The following is a 19,315-nucleotide window of genomic DNA, read 5'->3' on the forward strand; positions in this document are numbered from 1 at the left end:
CCGCGGAAATACCGCCCGAGATGTATGGTTTTATCTTCCGTCGTCACATGAACCGAATCCATGGAGGCGATATAGGTGGCCGCAGCAGGAGGGGCGAACCTCATCCCGCTCGTCGCCGCGATAATCGGCATCGGCGTGGTCTCGCAGGTGCTCTCGGACCGGTTTCAGGTCCCAAGCGTCGTGTTCCTCATCGCGTCGGGCATCCTGCTCGGCCCCGAGGTTCTCGGCGTCATCTCTCCCGACTCGTTCGGGAACGCACTACAGGCCATCGTCGGTCTCTCAGTCGCGATCATCGTGTTCGAGGGCGCGTTCCACGTTCGAATCGACAAGCTACGGGAGGCGCCGGCCGCGACGTTCCGACTCGTCACCGTCGGGGCGATAATCTCGTTCATCGCGACCGGCGTCGTCGTCCACTACGCGCTCGGCGCGCCGTGGCCGGTGTCGTTCCTCGTGGGCGCGCTCCTCGTCGCGACCGGGCCGACGGTCATCGCGCCGATTCTCGAAGTCGTCCCGGTCCGCGACCGGGTCGGCGCGGCGCTCGACACGGAGGGTATCGTCAACGACGTGACGGCGGCCATCGTCGCCGTCGTCATCTTCGAGGCCATCCTCGAAGGCGTCAGCAGTCCCGACGCCCTCGTGACGCTGTTCGCCGAGCGCCTCGGCGTCGGCGTCATCGTGGGCGCAATCGTCGCCGGGACGCTGTACTACGCGCTCCGGTACGTCGACCTCTCGCCGGGCAACGCACCGCAGAACGCGCGCCTGCTCGTCCTCGCCGGCGCGCTCGTATCCTACGCGGCCGCCGACTACGTCGCCACCGAGGCCGGCATCGCCGCGGTGGCGACCGCCGGCATCCTCCTCGGCAACGCGGACGTGCCGTACGAAGAGGAGATTTCGGCGTTCAAAGGCGACATCACGTTGCTCGTGCTGTCGTTCGTCTTCATCGCCCTCGCGGCGCTGTTAGACTTCCAGAACCTCCTGAACCTCGGCGTCGGCGGCCTCGTGGTCGTCGCCGCCGTCGCGCTCGTGATTCGGCCGCTCTTGGTCTTCGTCTCGGCCCGCGGCGACCGCTTCACGAGAGAAGAAAAGCTCTTCATGAGCTTCGTCGGCCCGCGCGGTATCATCCCCGCGTCCGTGGCCTCGCTGTTCGCTATCGCCCTACAGGAGGAGGCGACGCGGCTGGCGGCCGAGGGAATGGCCCAGCAGGCCGCCGCGCTGAACCAGAGCGCCTCGATTCTCGTCGGCACGGTCTTCCTCGTCATCCTGACGACCGTCGTCTTCGAGGCCGGCTTCGCTCGCCAGATCGCAGAATACCTCGACGTCATCCCAATGCGTGTACTCATCATCGGAGGCGGGAAAGTGGGCCGTGCGCTCGCCGAACGCCTCGCAGACCGCGGAGAGAACGTGGTCCTCATCGAGCAGGACCAAGAAGTAGTCCAGACAGCCCGGAACATGGGCTTTACCGTCCACCACGGCGACGGCGCCGACACGAGCGTCTTACGCTCCGCGGGGGCCGCGAACGCCAAGTTCGTGGTCGCCGCGACCGGCGACGACGACGTGAACCTGCTCGTCGCGCAGTTGGCGAACTCGAAGTTCGAACCCGAGAGCGTCCTCGCGCGGGCGAACAACCCCGACAACGTCGAGGCGTTCGAAGAACTCGGCGTGCGGACCATCTCGTCGACCATCGCCACGGCGCAGGCGCTCGACAACTACATCGAGCGCCCGTCGATGTCGAACTGGATGGGCGAAATCGGCCGCTCCGGCGACGTCCAGGAGGTCGAGGTCACCGCCGAGCGACTCATCGGGCGGACCATCCGCGAGATCGGTCCCGAACTGCCCGACGGCTGTCTCGTCACGCTCGTCTCGCGGAACGGCGACACGACGGTCCCCAACGCGGAGTACACCCTCCAGGAGGGCGACCGCATCACCATCATCGGCGAGCGTGAGGCCGTCCGGGACGCAGAAGAACTCGTCAACCCCGAGTAACGGCTCTCGCCGCCCGCCGCGCGGTCGAATTTTTCGCGTCGTTCCCGACCGGTCAGCGCCGAGCCCACCGGACGAACACCGTCCAGTAGCCGGCGGTGAGCGCGACGAGGACGTACCAGACGGGCGCGCCGAGGTCGGGGCTCGGAGCGACCCCCGCGGAGGCGACCCCCGCGGCCGCCAGCGCCGCGACGCCCCCCGAGAGAACGGCCGTCGTGAGATTCATCACCGGGACACTCTCGATTTCTGGAGTATGAACGTGACGAAAGGCGCACGTATATTCGTGAGCGTTAGCCGAGGTCGGCGGTTCGGGGAATCACCGACGCGTGATCCTCGGATGTCGCTCGCTTCCCGCGACGAACCGGGATGAAAACGCGGGGCGACCTTACCGGCTGAACTCGATTGCCGCACCTTGGCCGAAACCGACGCAGAGCGACGCGAGGCCGCGGTCCACGTCGCGCTTCTGCATCTCGTGGATGAGCGTTACCGGCAGGCGCGCGCCGGACGCACCGAGCGGGTGGCCGAGGGCGATTGCGCCGCCGTTGACGTTGAGGTTGTCCGCGTCGATGCCGAGTTCGCGGCGGGAGTACTCACACTGGCTGGCGAACGCCTCGTTGATTTCGACGAGGCCGTAGTCGTCGATGTCGGTGCCGGCGCGGTCGAGGAGGCCGCGGGTGGCCGGGACCGGGCCGATGCCCATGACCGTCGGGTCGACGCCGGCGACGTTGTTCGTGCCCACCGAGGCGAGCACGTCGAGACCGCGTTCGTCGGCGAACTCGCGGCTGGTGACGAGCACGGCGGCCGCGCCGTCGGTTATCTGCGAGGAGTTGCCGGCGGTGACCGAGCCGTCGCCCGAGAAGGCGGGGTCGAGGCCGGAGAGCACCTCCATCGAGGTGTCGCGGCGGATGCCCTCGTCTTCGGTGACGACGCCGTCGGCCGTCTCGACCGGGACGATTTCGTCGTCGAAACGGCCCGAGTCGGTCGCGTCGGCGGCGCGCCGATGGCTCCGGAACGCGAACTCGTCTTGGGCCTCGCGGGAGACCTCGTACTCCTCGGCGACCTTCTCGGCGGTCATCCCCATCTGGAGTTGGAAGATGTTGTACTGCTCGCTCAGTTCCGGGTGGAGGTGCTCGTAGGAGTCGCCGTCCATCGGGACGCGGGACATGCTCTCGACCCCGCCGGCGACGATGCACTCGCGGTTGCCGGCGGCGACGGCGTCGGACGCCGAGATGATGGCCTGCATCGAGGAGGCGCACCACCGGTTGATGCTCGTCGCGGGCGTCCCCTCGCCGAGGGCCGACAGGAGCGCGATGACGCGGGCGACGTTGTTGTCCTGTTCGGTGCGCTGTTGGGCGACGCCCCACATCAGGTCCTCCACGTCGTCGGGGTCGACGTCGTGTTCGTCGAGGATGTGGTCGATGAGCGTGACCGAGAGGTCCTCGCTTCGAACGTCTTCGAACACGCCGCCCGCCTTGCCGAACGGCGTGCGGTACGCGGCCGCGATGACTGGCTCTGGCATGGCACGTTGTCGGGGTTCGAACACCATAAATAGTTTAGAACTCGCTATTCGTCGCGACGAGTTGTTCTCCGGGTCGAAAAACGCCGAGAAAACGGTGAAAGTGGAGACGACGGCACCGAGTCTCGGAACGTCAGGAACTGGTGGCGGGGTCGCTGTCCGGCCGACCGGGGATTCCGCCGGTACCCGCGTCGGCGACCGTTGGCTCCGCCGGGAAGAGCTCCGGCGCGACGTCGGCCGAGGCGTGCTCGAAGCCCGCGTCGGCGGCGTCTGCGTCGTCGGCCGGGTTCTCGGAAGCGATGCGTTCGGTCATGCTCAGTCGCTCGTGACCGTCTGTTCGGCCTGCGGTTCGTCCTCGGCGAACGGGTACCACGACTGCTTCGCGTCGTGCATGTACGGCGCTTCGAAGTCCGTCTCCTCGGGGACGCAGTACTCCGTGACGGCCTCGGTCCCCTCGGCTTCGACCCACTCGCGGAACGTCTGTCCGGGCTCGCGACGCTCGGCGAACGCCTCCACGAGCGACGCGATTGCGCCCGGCACCTCGTCGGCCGGGATGCGCTGTCGGACCCATTCCACGAACGACGGGTCCTCGCCGATGCCGCCACCGACGCCGATGTCCATCGCCTCGACCATCTCGCCGTCCTTCTGGGCGCGCATGCCGAACAGGCCGATGTCGGCCGTGTTCGCCTGCCCGCAGTCGGCGGTACAGCCGGAGTAGTGAATCTTCAACTGGCTCACGTCGTCGGGCACGTCCACGTTGTCGCGGAGCCACCGGAGCATCCGGGCCGTCCGCGCTTTCGTCTCCGTGAGCGCGAGCGAGCAGAACTCCGTGCCGGTGCAGGCGACCGTGCCGCGCTGGAACGGGTTCGGGACGGGCGTGTGCTTGCCGAGGAGCGGTTCAGAGAGCAGGTCGTCGAGCTTCTCTTCGGTCACGTCCATGAGAAGCGGGTTCTGGCGGCGAGTGAGTCGGACCTCGCCGGACCCGTACTCGTCGGCGATGTCGGCCAGTTCGATGGCGTCCGACGCCGTGAGTCGGCCGACCGCGACGCTGAGGCCGACGTAGTAGTCGCCGTCGGCCTGCTCGTGGACGCCGACGTGGTCGTGTTTGCCGGCGGACTCCGGGCGGCCCGCGTTGTAGGTGTACTCGCCGCGGATGTTCTCGCCCGCAGAGCGGAGTTCGAAGTCGACGTACTCCTCCTGCAGGAGGTCGCGAATCTTCTCCGTGCCCCACTCGTCGACGAAGAAGCGACTGCGGGCGCGGGCCCGAACGTCGCGGTTGCCGTGTTCGTGGTAGAGTTCGACGAAGCCGCGGACGACCTCGTAGGCGCGGTCTTCGTCGGCGACGAAGATGTCGAGGTCGCGGGCGACGCGCGGCTTTCGGGAGCCGAGGCCGCCGCCGACCCGGACGTTGAAGCCGGTGACCGTCTCGCCGTCGACTTCCTTCTTCGCGGGTTCGAGCCCCACGTCGTTTATCGAGTCCTGCGCACAGCCCTCGCGACAGCCGGTGACGCTGATGTTGAACTTCCGCGGCATATTCGACAGCGCGTCGTTCCCGCGGAGGTCCTCCTGGAAGCGGTCGAGGAGCGGCTGGGACTCGACGAGTTCGTGCTTGTCGCGGCCGGCGACCGGACAGCCGGTGATGTTCCGCATGGTGTCGCCGCCCGCGGACCGCGAGGAGACGCCCGCCGCTTCGAGCTTCTCCCAGACCGCGGGGATGTCTTCGAGTTCGAGCCAGTGGAGCTGAATCGACTGGCGCGTCGTCAGGTCGACCCACGCGTCGCCGAACTCGGGGTTCTCGACGGGGCCGGAGGCGTAGTCGCGCGCGACTTCCCCGATGGCCCGGAGTTGCCCCGGTTCGAGGACGCCGTTGGCGTTCGTCAGCCGCATCATGAAATAGGAGTCCTGACCCGTCCGTTGCTGGAAGACGCCCCAGAACTTGAAGCGGGTGAACCACTTGTCGCGCTCCTCCTCGGGGATTGCGTCGACGCCCTTCTCGGCGAACTCCTCGATTTTCTCGCGAACCTCGTCGCCGTAGAGCTCCGACTTCCACGCTTCCTTCTTACTCGCCATTTCCGACCACCAGTGGGCAATTGTCCACTATCTGTGTGCGTTTGTTTGCGAACTTGGTCATGTTTCGTGATAACACGACTCGACAGAGGTTGATAAGAGTATTCGTTGAAAACCTTTAGAAATTGACCCTATTTCCCGTATTCGTCCATTCTATAACCAGATATTCCGAATATAAGGTCGTATTTTGAGCAGATAGTCGGCAGATTATTGGATAATCGAAACAGACCGTCATGGACGATAATGTGGTATGGCCCTCGAACGCGGTTCACCGACGAGGGGTGAGCGCGCGCAAGTCGTCGAAGGAGTTCACGTTGTGAAACACGTGCGTTCCGGCGTGAGCCTCCACTTCTCGGTCGTCGAGGACGGTGACGTCGAGGGCGGACATCACGGTCTGGAGGCGGTCGTCGCCGGCGCGGATGGTGTCCGTGCAGGCGACCTCGGCGGCGCGGCAGTGAACGACCGCGGGAAGCGGTTGGGTCGTCTCGGAGATCCGCGGGACGACGCCCGCGCCGCCCTGCAGGCGGCCGAAGAGGTGCGAGATGAACCCGCTCGGGACCAGCGGCATATCGGTCGGAAGGACCGCCGCGTACTCGGCGCTCGTCGCCCGGAGCGCGGTCCGCAGACCGAAGACGGGCCCCCGGTCGGGGTGGGCGTCCTCCGCGAACCGGACGTCGAAGTCCAACAGCGCGCCGGCCAGCGAGTCCCGCTGTTCGGCGCGGCAGTTGACGACGAGTTCGTCGACGACGGGGTCGAGCGAGGCGGCGACCCGGTGAATCATGGGCTGGCCGCCGACGGTGGCCGTCGCCTTGTCGATGCCGCCGAATCTGGTCGAGCGGCCGCCGGCGAGGATGATGCCCGCGCGGCCGGTGTCGAGGTGTGGGTGCGACGCGTCGGCCATTCTCAGGCGGCGGTGTGTTCGAGTTCGCGATGCCGTCCGCCGGCGGCGACGGGCACCATCAGTCGCTCACCTCGGCCGCGAGGAGGTCGGTCGACGCGGTCGTCTCGGGGTGTTCGAGGCGGACGGCGCACTGCTTGAAGTTCGGTTCGTTCGACTGCGGGTCGACCGCGGGGCTGGTGAGTCGGTTGGTCATGGGGTGGTGAATAGAGAGCCAGACGAGGCCCGGCGGGACGGCGTCGTCGGGGTCGAGCGTCACCGGAACCGATGCCCGGCGGGAGACGACGGTGGTTCGACGGTCGCCCTCGGGGTCGGCGACCGCGTCGCGGTGCGCGTCGATGGTGTCGGGGTGCGCGCGGGCGACCGGCTGGTCCGGCGTGTCGCTCCGCGTGCGGACGCCGGTGTTGTACCCGTCGGCCTCGCGGCCGGTCGTGAGCGTCAGCGGGTACGACTCGTCGGCGGGTTCGGGGAGCGACGACCCCGAGAGCGCGCTGAACTGCGCCTTCCCGGACGCCGTCGGGAACGACCACTCCGGGGCGTCCGACCCTTCGGCGTCGTCGTAGTAGCGATAGCCGCCCTCGCTTTTCGGGTCCGGCGCGGGCCAGCGGACGGCGCGCTCGCCGTCGAGTCGCGTGTACGACAGCCCCGAGCAGTCGGCGTCGGTCCCCTCGGTGAGCGCGGCGAACTCGTCGAACAGCTCGCTCGGCGAGACCGACGGCCGCGGGAGCAGTCCGGGCGCGACGCGGGCGGCCACGTCGGCGATGATGTCGAGGTCCTGCCTGACGCCCGGCGGCGTCTCGGTGGCCGGGCGGACCCGCGAGACGGTCCGCTCCATGTTCATCGTGGTCCCCTCGGCCTCGCCCCACGTCGCCGCGGGGAGCACCACGTCGGCGAGTTCGACCGTCTCGGACCGGAAGGCGTCCTGCACGACGAGGAACGAGTCTTCGAGGACCTCGCGGGCGGCCGTCGCGTCCGGGAACCCCGCGAGCGGGTTGGTGGCGACGGTCCAGACGACCGACGGCGACGACTCGAACATGCCGACCGGTCCCGGCCCGTTGTCGTCGGGGAGCCGAGAGACGGGCACGCCCCACGCCTCGGCGACGGTCCGGCGGTGGTCCGGGTGCTCGAACGGCCGATGGCCGGGCCACGTTCCCTTCGAGGAGACGACGCGAGTGCCCATCGAGTTCGCCTGTCCGGTGAGAGAAAAGGGGCCGGAGCCGGGGCCGAGGTTCCCCGAGGCGAGACAGAGGTTCACGAGCGCGCCGGCGGTCGCGGTGCCGCGGACGCTCTGGTTGACGCCCATGCCCCAGTAGACGAGCGTGGGCGCGTCGAGGAGCGACGCCAGTTTCTCGACTTCGTCGAGGGTGACGCCGGCCTCCGACGCCGCCTCCTCGACCGGGGGGAGTTCGTCGACGACGCGGTCGAACCCCTCGGTGTGCTCGCTGACGAACGCCTCGTCCACGGAGTCGGTCTCGACGAGGTGTCCGAGAACCGCCTGCGCCAGCGCGAGGTCGCCGCCGGGGTCGATGGCGACGTGGTCGTCGGCGACCGCCGCGGTCTTCGTCTCGACGGGGTCGACGACGACGAGGTCGCCGTCGTCGGCCGACTGGCGAATCCACCGGAACATCACGGGGTGGGCGACCGCCGGGTTCGCCCCCCAGACGAGGTGCGTCTCGGCCTCGGGGATGTCGTCGTAGGTCGGCGGCGGCGCGTCGCTCCCGAAGGCGCGGTAGTAGGCCTTGACCGCGCTCGCCATGCAGAGCGTCGTGTTCGCGTCGTAGTTTCGGGTGCCGATACCGCCGCGGGCGAGTTTTCCGAGGGCGTAGGCCGCCTCGTTCGTCTGCTGACCGCTCCCGAGGACGGCGACCTCGTCGGGGTCGTCGGCCATCGCGTCGGCGATGGCGTCTCCGGCGCGCGCGAGCGCGTCAGACCACGAGGTCTGGCGGAGTTCGCCGTTCTCCCTGACGAGCGGTCGCGTGAGCCACGACCCGTCGGGGTCGGCCGACTCGCGGATGCCGCGACCGCAGGCCAGCCCGTTGTTCACGGGGTGCGAGGGGTCGCCCCGGACCGCGTCGAGACCGTACGCCGTGTCGGAGCCGAGATGGACGTGGCCACAGCCGACCGCACAGCGCATGCAGGTCGTCGGAACTTGTTTCGCCACGCGACTCACCACCCACCGTCCGCGTCGAACGTACCGCATTCGGGCATATATCCCGTGCCGTTCGTGAATATCATTTCACTTTCTTGGCTCACAGTGGCGGAAGATAACCATAAAGACCTAATCGTTTAAGAAAGAATATTTTGTACCCGAATTCTGAATAAAGACACAATATGGGATCGGATGAAAGGAATATAATCGCGTAATACGCCCGATTTAGGATATATTTTTGGATTCTTTTTCTGAAATTAATTTCGTCAGACGGCGCCGCGCCGCGTTCCTTGCCATCGAGGTAGTTCGGTCGCGCGCGGCTCCCGGCGACGCTCCGACGCTCTTATGCGTCTCCCCGGGCAATTTCTGGGGGATGAGTGAACGGGCGCTCGAGGTTGTCGAGTTTCTGCTGACGGCCCACCTCTACACTGACGACCGAACGCTTGACGAAAACGACCTTCCCCCGCGGTATCGACGCGTCTTCTGGGCGGACGCCGAGGACGACGGCGACGAGGACGAGTCGTCGATGGGCGGCATCGAGCGACCGCTCGTCGTGACCGAGTCCGTCGCGCGGAAGGCGACCGGTGTCGAACACCCCTGGGACGCGATTTCGGACCTCATGTTCACCCAGCGTGAGGAGTTCTCCGGGCGTCTCTCGCTGACCCAACCCGAGATGGCGTTGGAGTGGTTCGTCAAGCGAGCCGACCACGACCGGCTCGTGACGAACCCGACGGTCGCGAAGTCGGTCGAGGACCGCGACGACGTGGACGTGACCCACGCGGACGCGAGAGAACAGACCCGACCGATTCACGCCGACCGCGTGTGGATAGACAGCCTGCTCGACGAGTACTTCGACGACGAGGACGACGCCGAGATGCTCGACCTCGTGCAGGTCCGCGCGCCCGAGGAAATCGAGATGACCCTCGACGACCTCGTGCTCACGTCGGACCAGGAAGGCGAGATTCACAAGCTGATGAAGGCCATCGAGCACCGCGAGTACCTCGCGGACATCGGCCTCCGCGAAATCGGGAAAATCCTGTTCGTCGGGCCGCCGGGGACCGGCAAGACCACCGTCTCGCGGGCGCTCGCCCACGAGCTCGGCCTCCCGTTCGTCGAGGTGAAGCTCTCGATGATAACGAGCCAGTACCTCGGCGAGACGGCCAAGAACGTCGAAAAGACCTTCGAGGTCGCAAAGCGGCTGTCGCCGTGTATCCTCTTTATCGACGAGTTCGACTCGGTGGCGAAGACCCGCCGGTCGGACGAGCACGCGGCGCTCAAGCGCGCGGTCAACACGCTACTCAAGAGCATCGACGACATCTCGCTGATTCGCGACGAGGTCATCCTCATCGGCGCGACCAACCACCCCGACCAGCTCGACTCGGCGGCGTGGCGGCGCTTCGACGAGATCGTCAACTTCCCCAAGCCGGACCGCGGGATGCGCGCCGACATCCTCCGGGTCATCACGAACCGAATGGACATCGACGAGTTCGACCCCTCGGCCATCGCCGACGTGACGGAGGGCCTCACCGGCTCCGACCTCCGACTCGTCCTCCGCGAGGCCGTCCTCGAAGCGCTCACCGAAGAGCGGATGGAACTCACGCAGAACGACCTGCTGGAGGCCGTCGCCGACTTCGAAGAGCGCGACAACCTGAAGAACCTCGACATGATGTCCGACTCGTCGGAACTCGTCGCGGGGTCGGAGTCCGGAGACGGTCACGACCACAGCCACGACCACGACCACGACCACGCGGACGAACACGAAGGCGAGACGCAGAAAGACGCCGGCGCGGCGCAGTAAGCGGGCGACGGGGGAGCCCGCCGCCGTCGGCCACGTTTATACCTCGCCGTCCCCGTGGTTGACTCAATGCGCGTGACCCTCCTCGGGACCGGCGACACGACCGGGACGCCCACCGTCGGGTGCGACTGCGAGACCTGCCTCGCGGCCCGCGAGCGAGACATCGAGCGGACGCGCTTTTCGGTCCACGTCGAAAACGAGCGGACCGGCGAGTCGCTCCTCGTGGACTTCAGCCCCGACTTCCGCCACCAGTTTCTCACGCAGGACGTTGCGCTCCCGGACGAGGCCTTAGTCACCCACATTCACTTCGACCACCTCGACGGCCTCGGGAACGTCTACCGCCTGCTCGACGACCTCGCGGTCCACGCCGCCGACGAGGTCGACCCGGTCACGGGCGAGAGCGTCGCCGACGCGATTCGCTCGAAGTTCGACTACCTCGACCGCATCTCGGTCGAAGACCAGACGCCGTTCGAGCCGTTCCGCGCCTGCGGCCTCGACGTGACGTTCGTGCCGGTCGTCCACCCGCCGCTGGTCTGTTACGGCGTCGCCATCGAGGACCCGGAGACGGGCGCGAAGCTCTCGCTTTCGGGCGACACCACCTACGCCATCCCCGAGGCGTCCCGCGACGTGCTCCGCGACCCCGACCTGCTTCTCGCCGAGGCCATCGTCCCCGCGTCGGTCTGCGAGTACCACCCCATCGGCGGCGACGACTACGACGAAAACGGGGTCGCGCGGACCTTCGGCACGAAGCACATGACCCGCGAGGGGGCCATCGCGCTCGGCGAGGAACTGAACGCCGGCGAGACCCGCCTCGTCCACGTGGCGCACTTCTACCCCGCCGACGAGGCGTTCGAGGAGCCGCTGGCGGTCGACGGCGAGGTGTACGAGCTGTGAACCTGCGAACCATCGCCGAGGACAGGGCGTTCAGGTATCTCATGGTCGCCGGCGTCGTCGCGGCCGCGGCCAACTTCGTCCTGACCTACGTCGACACGGGCCGACTCGACTTCTTCGCCGTCGCCGTGCAGGTCGTCTTCGTCGCCGTCATCGGCGTCGCACTCGTCGCCTACTGGAACTACATGGCGCGGCGGGCCGACGCGGAGTGAGAGCCGGGGGCGAACGCGGCGGTCCGGTGCGGTTTTGCGGCCGGAGCGCGTCGAGACGGTCGTGTCCGATATCGTCGCGGCGCTCCGATACAGCACGCCGCTGGCAGTCGTCGCCGGAGTCGTCTGGTACCTCGTCGCCTCGTGGACCGGCGAGCCGAACTGGGTCGAGGGCGCGGTGTTCGTCGTCGGCTTCGGCGTCGTCGCGACGCTCGGCTGGGTCTACTCCGACGAGCGAGGCGACTAGCGGTCCACGAGCGAAACGAGTAGCGGCCCGACGAGCGGCCGGCCGAGTCAGACGAACCGGTCGAGTCCCGACTGTCTGCGGACCGCGCCGGGCGGGTCGGCGACCCAGCCCGTCCGCGACTCGCGGAGGCCGTCGCGGTCCAGTTCGGGCGGGTCGGCCGACTCGAACGCCGGGCAGTCGGCACCGCACTCCGAACCGGGGTCGACCACGCGCTCGAAGTGGTCGCAGACCGGGCGACCGTCGGCGTCGACGCGGGCGTTGGCACAGCCCGGCGGGTCGTAGGCGCGCCACCCCTTCCCGTAGGCGCGCTCGGCGAGCCGGATGCGCGCGGTTCGCTTTTCTTCGGGTGGGACGAGCGCCACGTCGGTGTGAAGCGAGTGGTACTCGACGGGTTCGACGCCGGTCGAATCGGGCGAAAGCGGGCGGGGGTCGCGGACGACCTCGCGGTCGCCGGTGTCGGGGTCGAAGCGCCAGACGCCGACCTCCTCGGGGATGCGGTTGAGATGCGCGCCGGTGACGTAGCTCTCGGTCGTGAGAATCACCTCGTCGAAGACCGCGAGGCTCACGTCGAGGCGGAGCTGTCGGAGCAGGTCGCCGGGGCTTCCGAGGTCGGGCTTATTTTCGATGCCGACGAGCCGTGAGAACCAGTCGTCTGGATAGCGGGCGGCGCGGCGGACGTACTCCCGGCTCCGGCGGCGCTCGGACTCGAAGAATCCGACGTCGACGGCGCGGTCGGTGGCGCGCCGGGCGCGACCGGGGTGACAGTCGAAGCCGTCGCGCCAGAAGATGGCGCTCCCGGCTCCCACGTCGCTCTCGATGGCCGCCGCGGGAATCGCGCGGTCGGTGATGCGGGCGCGGTCGTCGAACCCCGGCCCCGGGACGACGGCGCACACGTCGATGATGCGGCTCCCCGGCGAGGCGACCGACGCGCCGAGTTGGCGCGCGGGGAGCCAGTCCGTCGTCTGTTCGAGGTGGGCACAAAGCGCCAGTTCGAAGGCGAACTCCGAGGGCGACGACACCGGTCCGGGCACGTGAAACGCTCGGGTGCGGAGCGGCAAAAAGGTCGCTCCCACGGCCGACGAGTCGTGTCGGTGTTCTCGCATCTGATTTTCGGGGAGGTACCTATTTGAGACAGAGCGCGGCAGTACCGACTGATGACGGGGGAAGAAAACGAAACGAGCAGTATCAGACGGAGAGCGTACCTCGGTATCGCGGCTAGTGCGGGGCTCGCGAGTCTCGCGGGCTGTAGCTCCGGAATGACCGCGAGCGCCGCGCGAGCACCGCCGCGGGTTCCCGAGGCGGCGCTCGAAGCCGGCGGCTGGGAGTACATCGGGGGACACTCGCTGGACCCCGCCTTCGAGCGGTCGGTCGGCCCGGCGAGCGTCTCTGCGGCGTTCGAGACGCTCGTCTACGAGGACATGGGCCTCTCGGAGACGCTGAAGGAGAAGACGCTCGGGCAGGCCGAGGGGCAGTTCTCGCTGTTCTTCGCGACGCGCGTGACGCTCGACCCGAGCCTGTCGAACCTCCCGGAGGCGGTCCGCGGGACGGTCGTCGACTTGGTCGAAGAACACGCGCGGGCGAACTACGAGGGGCAGTTGGAAGACGTGGACGTCACGGACATCGAGCAGACCGACACGCGGACGACGACGGTCGACACCGGCGAGTCGGCGCGCGTGACCGACTACGAGGCCACCATCGCCTTCGACGAAATCACCTTCCCGTTCACGGACGAAAAGGAGTTCACCATCGAGGGACAGGAGTTCGACGTCAGCGGGATGCTGGCCGTCTGGGAACACGACGGGACGATTCTCGTCGCGGGCGGCGCACACCCCGGCGAGAACATCGAACTCAGCGTGACCAAGGAGCCGACCGAGGCCATCGAGGTCTCGGTCGACATCGACCTCGGGCTCACGCCCGACGCCTACCGCGAGGAGCTTCAGTCGCTCGTCACGGGCGTCGAATAACCGGCGAAGCCCGGAGCCGACAGCGGTTCGAGGGGTTACTCGAATCGGTCCGCGAACCGTCGTGCTGGGGGGCGCGACGGACCATTTTTCGGGGCGTCGCCGGGACCGGGAGACGCGGCTGAATCGCCGCGCGCGGTGTGTGACCGCCCGACGCGGCCACAGCGTCGCCGCTCCGAGAACAGCACCTTTATCAGTCGTTCGGAGCCAAGTTCACGCAAGATTACTCTCAGGAGGTCAATGGTGACGAAAAACCCACAACAACCGGAGGTGAACATCGGACTCGTCGGTCACGTCGACCACGGAAAGACGACGCTCGTCCAAGCGTTGTCCGGCTCGTGGACGGACCAGCACTCGGAGGAGATGAAGCGCGGTATCTCCATCCGACTGGGGTACGCCGACGCGACGTTCCGTCAGATTCCCGGCGTCGATGCGCCGGAGTGTTACACGGTCGAAGAAGAGACAGAAGACGGCGAGGAGACGGACGTACTCCGCACCGTCTCGTTCGTCGACGCGCCCGGCCACGAGACGCTCATGGCGACCATGCTCTCTGGTGCCGCCATCATGGACGGGGCCATCCTGCTCGTGAGCGCGACCGAGGACGTGCCGCAGGCCCAGACGGCGGAACACCTGATGGCGCTCGATATCATCGGCATCGAGAACATCGTCATCGCGCAGAACAAGGTCGACCTCGTCGACCGCGAGCGCGCCCTCGACAACTACGAACAGATCAAGGAGTTCGTGGAGGGAACGGTGGCCGAAGACGCGCCCATCGTCCCCATCAGCGCCCAACAGGAGGTCAACCTCGACCTCCTCATCGAGGCCATCGAGGAGGAGATTCCGACGCCCGACCGCGACGAGACCGAAGACAGCCGGATGTTCGTCGCGCGCAGTTTCGACATCAACCGCCCGGGGACGACCTGGGACGGTCTCATGGGCGGCGTCGTCGGCGGTAGCGTCGTCGCCGGCAAGCTCGAGGAGGGCGACGAACTCGAACTCCGCCCCGGCCGCGAGGTCGACGAGGAGGGCCAGACCGAGTGGCGCTCCATCACGACCGAGGTCCGCTCGCTCCAGGCGGGCGGCAACATGGTCGACGAGGTCCGCCCCGGCGGGCTCTGCGGCGTCGGGACCGGTCTCGACCCGAGCTTCACGAAGGGCGACGCGCTCGCGGGACAGGTCGCCGGCGAGCCCGGCACGCTCCCGCCGACGCGCGAGCAGTTCACCATGGACGTGGAGCTTCTCGACCGCGTCGTTGGCGGCGAGGAAGACGGGGGTATCGACGAGATATCCACCGGCGAGCCCCTGATGCTCACCGTCGGCACCGCGACCACGGTCGGCGCGGTGACGAGCGCGCGAAGCGGCGAGGCGGAAGTCTCGCTCAAGCGCCCCGTCTGCGCCGCCGAGGGAGCGAAGATAGCCATCAACCGCCGCGTGGGCGCTCGCTGGCGGCTCATCGGTATCGGGACGCTCAAGTGACGTGACCGCCACCGTAGTCGTCATGGACACGAACGCGCTCATGATGCCGGTCGAACTCGACGTCCGCGTGTTCGACGAACTCGACCGGTTGCTCGCGGCCGACGCGGACCTCGTGGTCCCCACGGCCGTCCTCGACGAGCTGGAGAAGCTCTCGTCGGGCGGCGGGACCGAAGGCGTCGCGGCGAGCGTGGGCGCGGACCTGGCGACCCGGTGCCGGGCGGTCGAAACCGAGGAATCGTACGCCGACGACGCGGTCGTCGAACTCGCCGAATCGGGCGAGGTCGACTACGTCGTCACGAACGACAAGCCCCTCCGTGACCGGGTGCTCGACTGCGGGATTCCCGTCGTCGGCATCCGGGGGCACGCCACGCTGGCAATCACGGAACCTTAACGAAACTATGTACAAACGGGTACGACTCAAAGATACAGTCGAAGTCCCACCCCGACACCTGGGCGACGTGACGCCCGAGCGGGTCAAGCGACTGTTGCAGGACAAGTTGGAAGGACGGATGGACGAGGACGTGGGGAGCGTCGTGAGCGTCGTGAACGTCAACGACATCGGCGAGGGCACCGTACTGCCCAACCGCCCCGGCGTCTACTACGAGGCCGACTTCGACGCCATCACCTACGACCCAGACATGCAGGAGGTCGTCGACGGCATCGTGGTCGAAGTCGTCGAGTTCGGTGCCTTCGTCGGCATCGGCCCGGTCGACGGACTGCTCCACGTCTCGCAGATATCCGACGAATACCTCGCCTACGACGGCGAGAACCAACAGCTCGCGTCGACCGAGTCCAACCAGACGCTCGCCGTCGACGACGAGGTTCGCGCTCGCATCGTCACCAAGAGCATCGACGAGCGCAACCCGCGCGACTCGAAGATCGGCCTCACGGCCAAACAGCCGGGGCTCGGCAAGCACGGCTGGCTCGAATCGAAGCGCCAGCAGAGCGAGGCCTCGGCGGAGGGTAACTGATGGCGAAGCCCCGTCTCGCCTGCCGCGAGTGCCACTTCGTCAACGAGCCGGACAAACAGACGTGTGAGAACTGCGGGTCGAGCAGTCTCACCGAGGACTGGGCGGGTTACGTCGTCATCACCCACCCCGAAGACAGCGAAATCGCCACCGAGATGAACGTCACCGAGCCCGGTGGCTACGCGCTGAAGGTCCGCTGAGCATGCTCACCCTGCCGACGGCGCTTCGGGCGGCGTTCAAAGAGCCGTTCGGCCCGGTGTACACCGAGGCCGACGACCTCCTCGCAGACGCATCCAGCGAGGACGCGGGCGCGCCGCTCGTCGCCGTCGGCGACGTCGTCACCTTCCACCTCCGCCGCGCCGGTCGCCCGCCGGACGTGGCTGTCATCGACGGCAAGACGAAACGCGAGGCCGTCGGCGAGGAGATTCGCCGCGCGGTCGAGACCGGCCGCCTCGTCGAGGTCGAAAACGAACCGGGCGCGGTCTCCGTCGCCCTCGTCGAGGCGCTCGTGGCCGCGCTCGACGACCCCGAGCCGACGACGCTCCTCGTCGCGGGCGAAGAGGACCTCGCCACGCTCCCGGCGGTGCTCGCCGCGCCCGTCGGCTCGACCGTCGTCTACGGCCAGCCCGACGAGGGAATGGTCCGCGTGACCGTCACCGACGCGACCAAACGCGAGATGCGGGACCTCCTCGCGCGGTTCGACGGTGACTTCGACGCCGTCGTCGCGCCCATCGACGCCTGAGACGCGGGCGCGCTCGTCCCTTCGAAATCCTTTTACTTGCTTCGGGGGGAATTACTGGTAACTGAACCATGGATATCGAAATCATCTCCGAGGAGGAGAACCCCATGTTGCACCGGACGGACGTTCGATTCGAGATCGTCCACGAGGAAGCGACGCCGTCTCGTCTGTCGGTCCGCGACTCGCTCGCGGCCAAGCTGAACAAGGACTCCGACGAGGTCGTCGTCCACGAACTCGACACGAAGTTCGGCATGCGCAAGACCGCGGGCTACGCGAAGGTCTACGAGAGCCCCGAGTTCGCGCGCGACGTCGAACAGGACCACATGCTCGAACGCAACAAGATCACCGACGCCGACGCCGAAGTCGAAGCCGAAGAGGCGTAACCCCGGCTTCGACCCGTCGTTTCTTCACACTCGATGCGCATTCTCGGAATCGAAGGTACAGCGTGGGCCGCGAGCGCCGCGGTTTTCGAGACCGACGACCCCGACGCGCTCCGCTCTGAGACCGGGCGGGCGCCCGACCCCTCGGCCGACCACGTCTTCATCGAATCGGACCCCTACCAGCCGGACAGCGGCGGCATCCACCCGCGCGAGGCCGCAGAACACATGGGCAACGCCATCCCCGAAGTCGTCGAGACGGCGCTCGCGCACGCCGCGGCGCGACACGACGGCGACGGCCCCGTCGTGGACGGCGTCGCCTTCTCCCGCGGCCCCGGACTCGGGCCGTGTCTCCGCATCGTCGGCACCGCGGCCCGCTCGGTCGCCCAGACGCTCGACGTGCCGTTGCTGGGCGTCAACCACATGGTCGCGCACCTCGAAATCGGCCGCTACCAGTCCGGCTTCGACTCGCCGGTCTGTCTGAACGCCTCGGGCGCGAACGCCCACCTCTTGGGCTACCACAACGGCCGCTACCGCGTCCTCGGCGAGACGATGGACACCGGCGTCGGCAACGCCATCGACAAGTTCACCCGCCACGTCGGCTGGACCCACCCCGGCGGCCCGAAGGTCGAGAACGCCGCGAAAGACGGCGACTACGTCGAACTGCCGTACGTCGTCAAGGGGATGGACTTCTCGTTTTCCGGCATCATGAGCGCCGCGAAGGACGAGGCGGACGCGGGCACGCCCGTCTCCGACATCTGCGCCGGCCTGCAGGAGACGGTCTTCGCCATGCTCGCCGAGGTGGCCGAGCGCGCGCTGTCGCTGACGGGGACGGACGAACTCGTCCTCGGCGGCGGCGTGGGCCAGAACGCCCGCCTCCGCGAGATGCTCGCCGAGATGTGCGACCAGCGCGGGGCGGAGTTCTACGCGCCCGAACCGCGCTTTCTCCGCGACAACGCCGGCATGATAGCCGCCCTCGGCGCGCGGATGCTCGCCGCGGGCGACACGCTCGCCGTCGAGGAGTCCACCGTGGACCCGAACTTCCGCCCCGACCAGGTGGCCGTGACGTGGCGCGGCGCGGACGAGTCGGTCGCGCGCGCCCACACGGACGACGGCGCGATTCGCGGGGCCGAGGCGACCGTCGACATCGGCTCCGAGGAGGTCGTCAAGCGGCGCGTCCCGAAGACGTACCGCCACCCGGAACTGGACGACAGACTCCGACGCGAGCGAACCAAAGCCGAAGCGCGGCTGACGAGCGACGCCCGGCGCGCCGGCGTTCGCACGCCCGTCGTCCGCGACGTCGACCCCGTCGACGGCGTCATCGCGTTCCAGCGGGTCGGCGACGCGGACCTCGCCGAGCGACTCGACCCCGAGGCCGTCCGCGTCGTCGGCGAGTACCTCGCGCGACTGCACGAGGCCGGCATCGTCCACGGCGACCCGACGACGCGGAACGTCCGGGTCGGAACGGGACCGGACGGCGACCCGCGCGTGTACCTCATCGACTTCGGCCTCGGTTTCCACACGGGCCACGTCGAGGACCACGCGATGGACCTCCACGTCTTCGCTCAGAGCGTCGAGGGGACCGCCGCCGACGCCGACCCGCTTCTCGACGCGCTCGAAGCGGGCTACGAGGCCGTCGGCTCCGAGGAGGTCATCGCCCGGTTGCGCGAGGTCGAGTCCCGCGGCCGGTACCGGTAGGTCGCCGCGGCCGGACTCGTCGGAAGGCCAAAACGATTTATCCCGAGCCGGCGTATTCGTCTCACATGGCAGACAAACCGCAGCGCGGAACGCTTTTCGGAATCCCGTACAACTTCGAGCGACCGAGCGCCGGCCGACTGCTCTCGTCGTACTGGCAACCCGGCAAGGGAATGCTGGTCGAAAAGCCGTTCGGCATCGGCTACACGCTGAACCTCGCGAGCTGGCGGTCGTGGGTCGTCCTCCTCGTCGCCGGCGGCCTCCTCTGGAACGAGCGCCAGAAGGCAGAGGAGAAAGAAGACGAGGCCGAGGCCGACGACGGCCCCGTCGAAGTCATCGTCGACTGA

At 67.9% G+C, this 19,315-nt stretch carries 21 protein-coding genes; 14 read left to right on the top strand and 7 right to left on the bottom strand.

Going from position 1 to position 19,315, the window contains the following annotated elements; translation table 11 throughout:
• Positions 1-75: 75 nt before the first annotated feature.
• A complete protein-coding gene (locus C438_RS01335; protein WP_004967436.1) occupies positions 76-1,983 on the top strand; it encodes a cation:proton antiporter domain-containing protein in 1,908 nt (635 codons plus the stop codon).
• Between the two features lie 52 nt (positions 1,984-2,035).
• Here the strand turns inward: C438_RS01335 and C438_RS19570 are convergent, their stop codons facing one another.
• The 6 genes from C438_RS19570 to nasA all read right to left on the bottom strand — a co-directional run bounded on the left by C438_RS19570 (position 2,036) and on the right by nasA (position 8,661).
• Complete coding sequence (locus C438_RS19570; protein ID WP_004967437.1) at positions 2,036-2,206, bottom strand: hypothetical protein; 171 nt, start codon at positions 2,204-2,206, stop codon at positions 2,036-2,038.
• Positions 2,207-2,365: 159 nt separating this feature from the next.
• Positions 2,366-3,499, bottom strand: coding sequence for a thiolase family protein (locus C438_RS01340; protein ID WP_049917633.1), 1,134 nt, complete (start codon positions 3,497-3,499; stop codon positions 2,366-2,368).
• Positions 3,500-3,629: 130 nt separating this feature from the next.
• Positions 3,630-3,809 carry a hypothetical protein gene (locus C438_RS01345; RefSeq protein WP_004967439.1) on the bottom strand — a complete coding sequence of 60 codons (180 nt, stop codon included), beginning with the start codon at positions 3,807-3,809 and terminating at the stop codon, positions 3,630-3,632.
• Between the two features lie 2 nt (positions 3,810-3,811).
• Positions 3,812-5,566, bottom strand: coding sequence for a nitrite/sulfite reductase (locus C438_RS01350; protein ID WP_004967440.1), 1,755 nt, complete (start codon positions 5,564-5,566; stop codon positions 3,812-3,814).
• Between the two features lie 265 nt (positions 5,567-5,831).
• A complete protein-coding gene (locus C438_RS01355) occupies positions 5,832-6,464 on the bottom strand; it encodes a molybdenum cofactor guanylyltransferase (protein ID WP_004967441.1) in 633 nt (210 codons plus the stop codon).
• Between the two features lie 58 nt (positions 6,465-6,522).
• Positions 6,523-8,661, bottom strand: a complete 2,139-nt coding sequence (gene nasA, locus C438_RS01360; protein WP_049917634.1) for an assimilatory nitrate reductase NasA — start codon at positions 8,659-8,661, stop codon at positions 6,523-6,525.
• Positions 8,662-8,983: 322 nt separating this feature from the next.
• Here nasA and C438_RS01365 point away from each other — a divergent pair, with 322 nt between their 5' ends.
• The 4 genes from C438_RS01365 to C438_RS01380 all read left to right on the top strand — a co-directional run bounded on the left by C438_RS01365 (position 8,984) and on the right by C438_RS01380 (position 11,752).
• On the top strand, positions 8,984-10,408 hold the full coding sequence (locus tag C438_RS01365) for an ATP-binding protein (RefSeq protein ID WP_004967443.1): 1,425 nt from the start codon (positions 8,984-8,986) through the stop codon (positions 10,406-10,408).
• A gap of 66 nt (positions 10,409-10,474) precedes the next feature.
• Positions 10,475-11,299 carry an MBL fold metallo-hydrolase gene (locus C438_RS01370; RefSeq protein ID WP_004967444.1) on the top strand — a complete coding sequence of 275 codons (825 nt, stop codon included), beginning with the start codon at positions 10,475-10,477 and terminating at the stop codon, positions 11,297-11,299.
• Entirely contained in the window at positions 11,296-11,508 is a 213-nt protein-coding gene (locus C438_RS01375; RefSeq protein WP_004967445.1) for a hypothetical protein, read from the top strand. The genes C438_RS01370 and C438_RS01375 overlap by 4 nt, the downstream gene beginning before the upstream one ends.
• Positions 11,509-11,569: 61 nt before the next feature.
• Positions 11,570-11,752: a hypothetical protein gene (locus C438_RS01380; RefSeq protein ID WP_239640624.1), complete on the top strand. Its 183-nt coding sequence runs from the start codon at positions 11,570-11,572 to the stop codon at positions 11,750-11,752.
• A 47-nt stretch (positions 11,753-11,799) separates the two neighbouring features.
• On the opposite strand, the gene C438_RS01385 is transcribed toward C438_RS01380, so the two are convergent.
• Positions 11,800-12,783, bottom strand: a complete 984-nt coding sequence (locus tag C438_RS01385; RefSeq protein ID WP_193363620.1) for a DUF5787 family protein — start codon at positions 12,781-12,783, stop codon at positions 11,800-11,802.
• 225 nt (positions 12,784-13,008) lie between these two features.
• Between C438_RS01385 and C438_RS01390 the strand changes: the two genes are divergently transcribed.
• The 9 genes from C438_RS01390 to C438_RS01430 all read left to right on the top strand — a co-directional run bounded on the left by C438_RS01390 (position 13,009) and on the right by C438_RS01430 (position 19,315).
• The gene (locus C438_RS01390) at positions 13,009-13,716 is read left to right on the top strand and encodes a DUF6517 family protein (RefSeq protein WP_083899912.1); all 708 of its coding nucleotides are present in this window, start codon (positions 13,009-13,011) and stop codon (positions 13,714-13,716) included.
• A gap of 237 nt (positions 13,717-13,953) precedes the next feature.
• On the top strand, positions 13,954-15,189 hold the full coding sequence (locus C438_RS01395; protein ID WP_049917635.1) for a translation initiation factor IF-2 subunit gamma: 1,236 nt from the start codon (positions 13,954-13,956) through the stop codon (positions 15,187-15,189).
• A gap of 22 nt (positions 15,190-15,211) precedes the next feature.
• On the top strand, positions 15,212-15,580 hold the full coding sequence (locus tag C438_RS01400; RefSeq protein WP_004062994.1) for a hypothetical protein: 369 nt from the start codon (positions 15,212-15,214) through the stop codon (positions 15,578-15,580).
• Between the two features lie 7 nt (positions 15,581-15,587).
• Positions 15,588-16,160: a DNA-directed RNA polymerase gene (locus C438_RS01405; RefSeq protein ID WP_004041780.1), complete on the top strand. Its 573-nt coding sequence runs from the start codon at positions 15,588-15,590 to the stop codon at positions 16,158-16,160.
• A complete protein-coding gene (gene spt4 / locus C438_RS01410) occupies positions 16,160-16,357 on the top strand; it encodes a transcription elongation factor subunit Spt4 (RefSeq protein ID WP_004967450.1) in 198 nt (65 codons plus the stop codon). Before C438_RS01405 ends, spt4 begins: the two co-directional genes overlap by 1 nt.
• 2 nt (positions 16,358-16,359) lie before the next feature.
• The gene (locus tag C438_RS01415) at positions 16,360-16,899 is read left to right on the top strand and encodes a GTP-dependent dephospho-CoA kinase family protein (RefSeq protein WP_004967451.1); all 540 of its coding nucleotides are present in this window, start codon (positions 16,360-16,362) and stop codon (positions 16,897-16,899) included.
• Positions 16,900-16,967: 68 nt separating this feature from the next.
• Positions 16,968-17,279 carry a 30S ribosomal protein S24e gene (locus C438_RS01420; protein ID WP_004967452.1) on the top strand — a complete coding sequence of 104 codons (312 nt, stop codon included), beginning with the start codon at positions 16,968-16,970 and terminating at the stop codon, positions 17,277-17,279.
• A gap of 33 nt (positions 17,280-17,312) precedes the next feature.
• Complete coding sequence (locus tag C438_RS01425) at positions 17,313-18,971, top strand: bifunctional N(6)-L-threonylcarbamoyladenine synthase/serine/threonine protein kinase (protein WP_004967453.1); 1,659 nt, start codon at positions 17,313-17,315, stop codon at positions 18,969-18,971.
• Positions 18,972-19,036: 65 nt separating this feature from the next.
• Complete coding sequence (locus tag C438_RS01430) at positions 19,037-19,315, top strand: DUF5808 domain-containing protein (RefSeq protein WP_004967454.1); 279 nt, start codon at positions 19,037-19,039, stop codon at positions 19,313-19,315.

The sequence above is a fragment of the Haloferax denitrificans ATCC 35960 genome (genome assembly GCF_000337795.1).
GTDB lineage: Archaea > Halobacteriota > Halobacteria > Halobacteriales > Haloferacaceae > Haloferax > Haloferax denitrificans.

What these genes read in the sequence shown, in the direction of transcription:
- C438_RS01350 (WP_004967440.1), bottom strand. Translation starts at nt 5,566, where the DNA reads ATGGCGAGTAAGAAGGAAGCGTGGAAGTCGGAGCTCTACGGCGACGAG.
- spt4 (WP_004967450.1), top strand. Translation starts at nt 16,160, where the DNA reads ATGGCGAAGCCCCGTCTCGCCTGCCGCGAGTGCCACTTCGTCAACGAG.
- C438_RS01365 (WP_004967443.1), top strand. Translation starts at nt 8,984, where the DNA reads ATGAGTGAACGGGCGCTCGAGGTTGTCGAGTTTCTGCTGACGGCCCAC.
- C438_RS01400 (WP_004062994.1), top strand. Translation starts at nt 15,212, where the DNA reads ATGGACACGAACGCGCTCATGATGCCGGTCGAACTCGACGTCCGCGTG.
- C438_RS01425 (WP_004967453.1), top strand. Translation starts at nt 17,313, where the DNA reads ATGCGCATTCTCGGAATCGAAGGTACAGCGTGGGCCGCGAGCGCCGCG.
- C438_RS01340 (WP_049917633.1), bottom strand. Translation starts at nt 3,499, where the DNA reads ATGCCAGAGCCAGTCATCGCGGCCGCGTACCGCACGCCGTTCGGCAAG.
- C438_RS01430 (WP_004967454.1), top strand. Translation starts at nt 19,037, where the DNA reads ATGGCAGACAAACCGCAGCGCGGAACGCTTTTCGGAATCCCGTACAAC.
- C438_RS01345 (WP_004967439.1), bottom strand. Translation starts at nt 3,809, where the DNA reads ATGACCGAACGCATCGCTTCCGAGAACCCGGCCGACGACGCAGACGCC.
- C438_RS01395 (WP_049917635.1), top strand. Translation starts at nt 13,954, where the DNA reads ATGGTGACGAAAAACCCACAACAACCGGAGGTGAACATCGGACTCGTC.
- C438_RS01415 (WP_004967451.1), top strand. Translation starts at nt 16,360, where the DNA reads ATGCTCACCCTGCCGACGGCGCTTCGGGCGGCGTTCAAAGAGCCGTTC.
- C438_RS01420 (WP_004967452.1), top strand. Translation starts at nt 16,968, where the DNA reads ATGGATATCGAAATCATCTCCGAGGAGGAGAACCCCATGTTGCACCGG.
- C438_RS01370 (WP_004967444.1), top strand. Translation starts at nt 10,475, where the DNA reads ATGCGCGTGACCCTCCTCGGGACCGGCGACACGACCGGGACGCCCACC.
- C438_RS01355 (WP_004967441.1), bottom strand. Translation starts at nt 6,464, where the DNA reads ATGGCCGACGCGTCGCACCCACACCTCGACACCGGCCGCGCGGGCATC.
- C438_RS01405 (WP_004041780.1), top strand. Translation starts at nt 15,588, where the DNA reads ATGTACAAACGGGTACGACTCAAAGATACAGTCGAAGTCCCACCCCGA.
- C438_RS01390 (WP_083899912.1), top strand. Translation starts at nt 13,009, where the DNA reads ATGACCGCGAGCGCCGCGCGAGCACCGCCGCGGGTTCCCGAGGCGGCG.
- C438_RS19570 (WP_004967437.1), bottom strand. Translation starts at nt 2,206, where the DNA reads ATGAATCTCACGACGGCCGTTCTCTCGGGGGGCGTCGCGGCGCTGGCG.
- nasA (WP_049917634.1), bottom strand. Translation starts at nt 8,661, where the DNA reads ATGCGGTACGTTCGACGCGGACGGTGGGTGGTGAGTCGCGTGGCGAAA.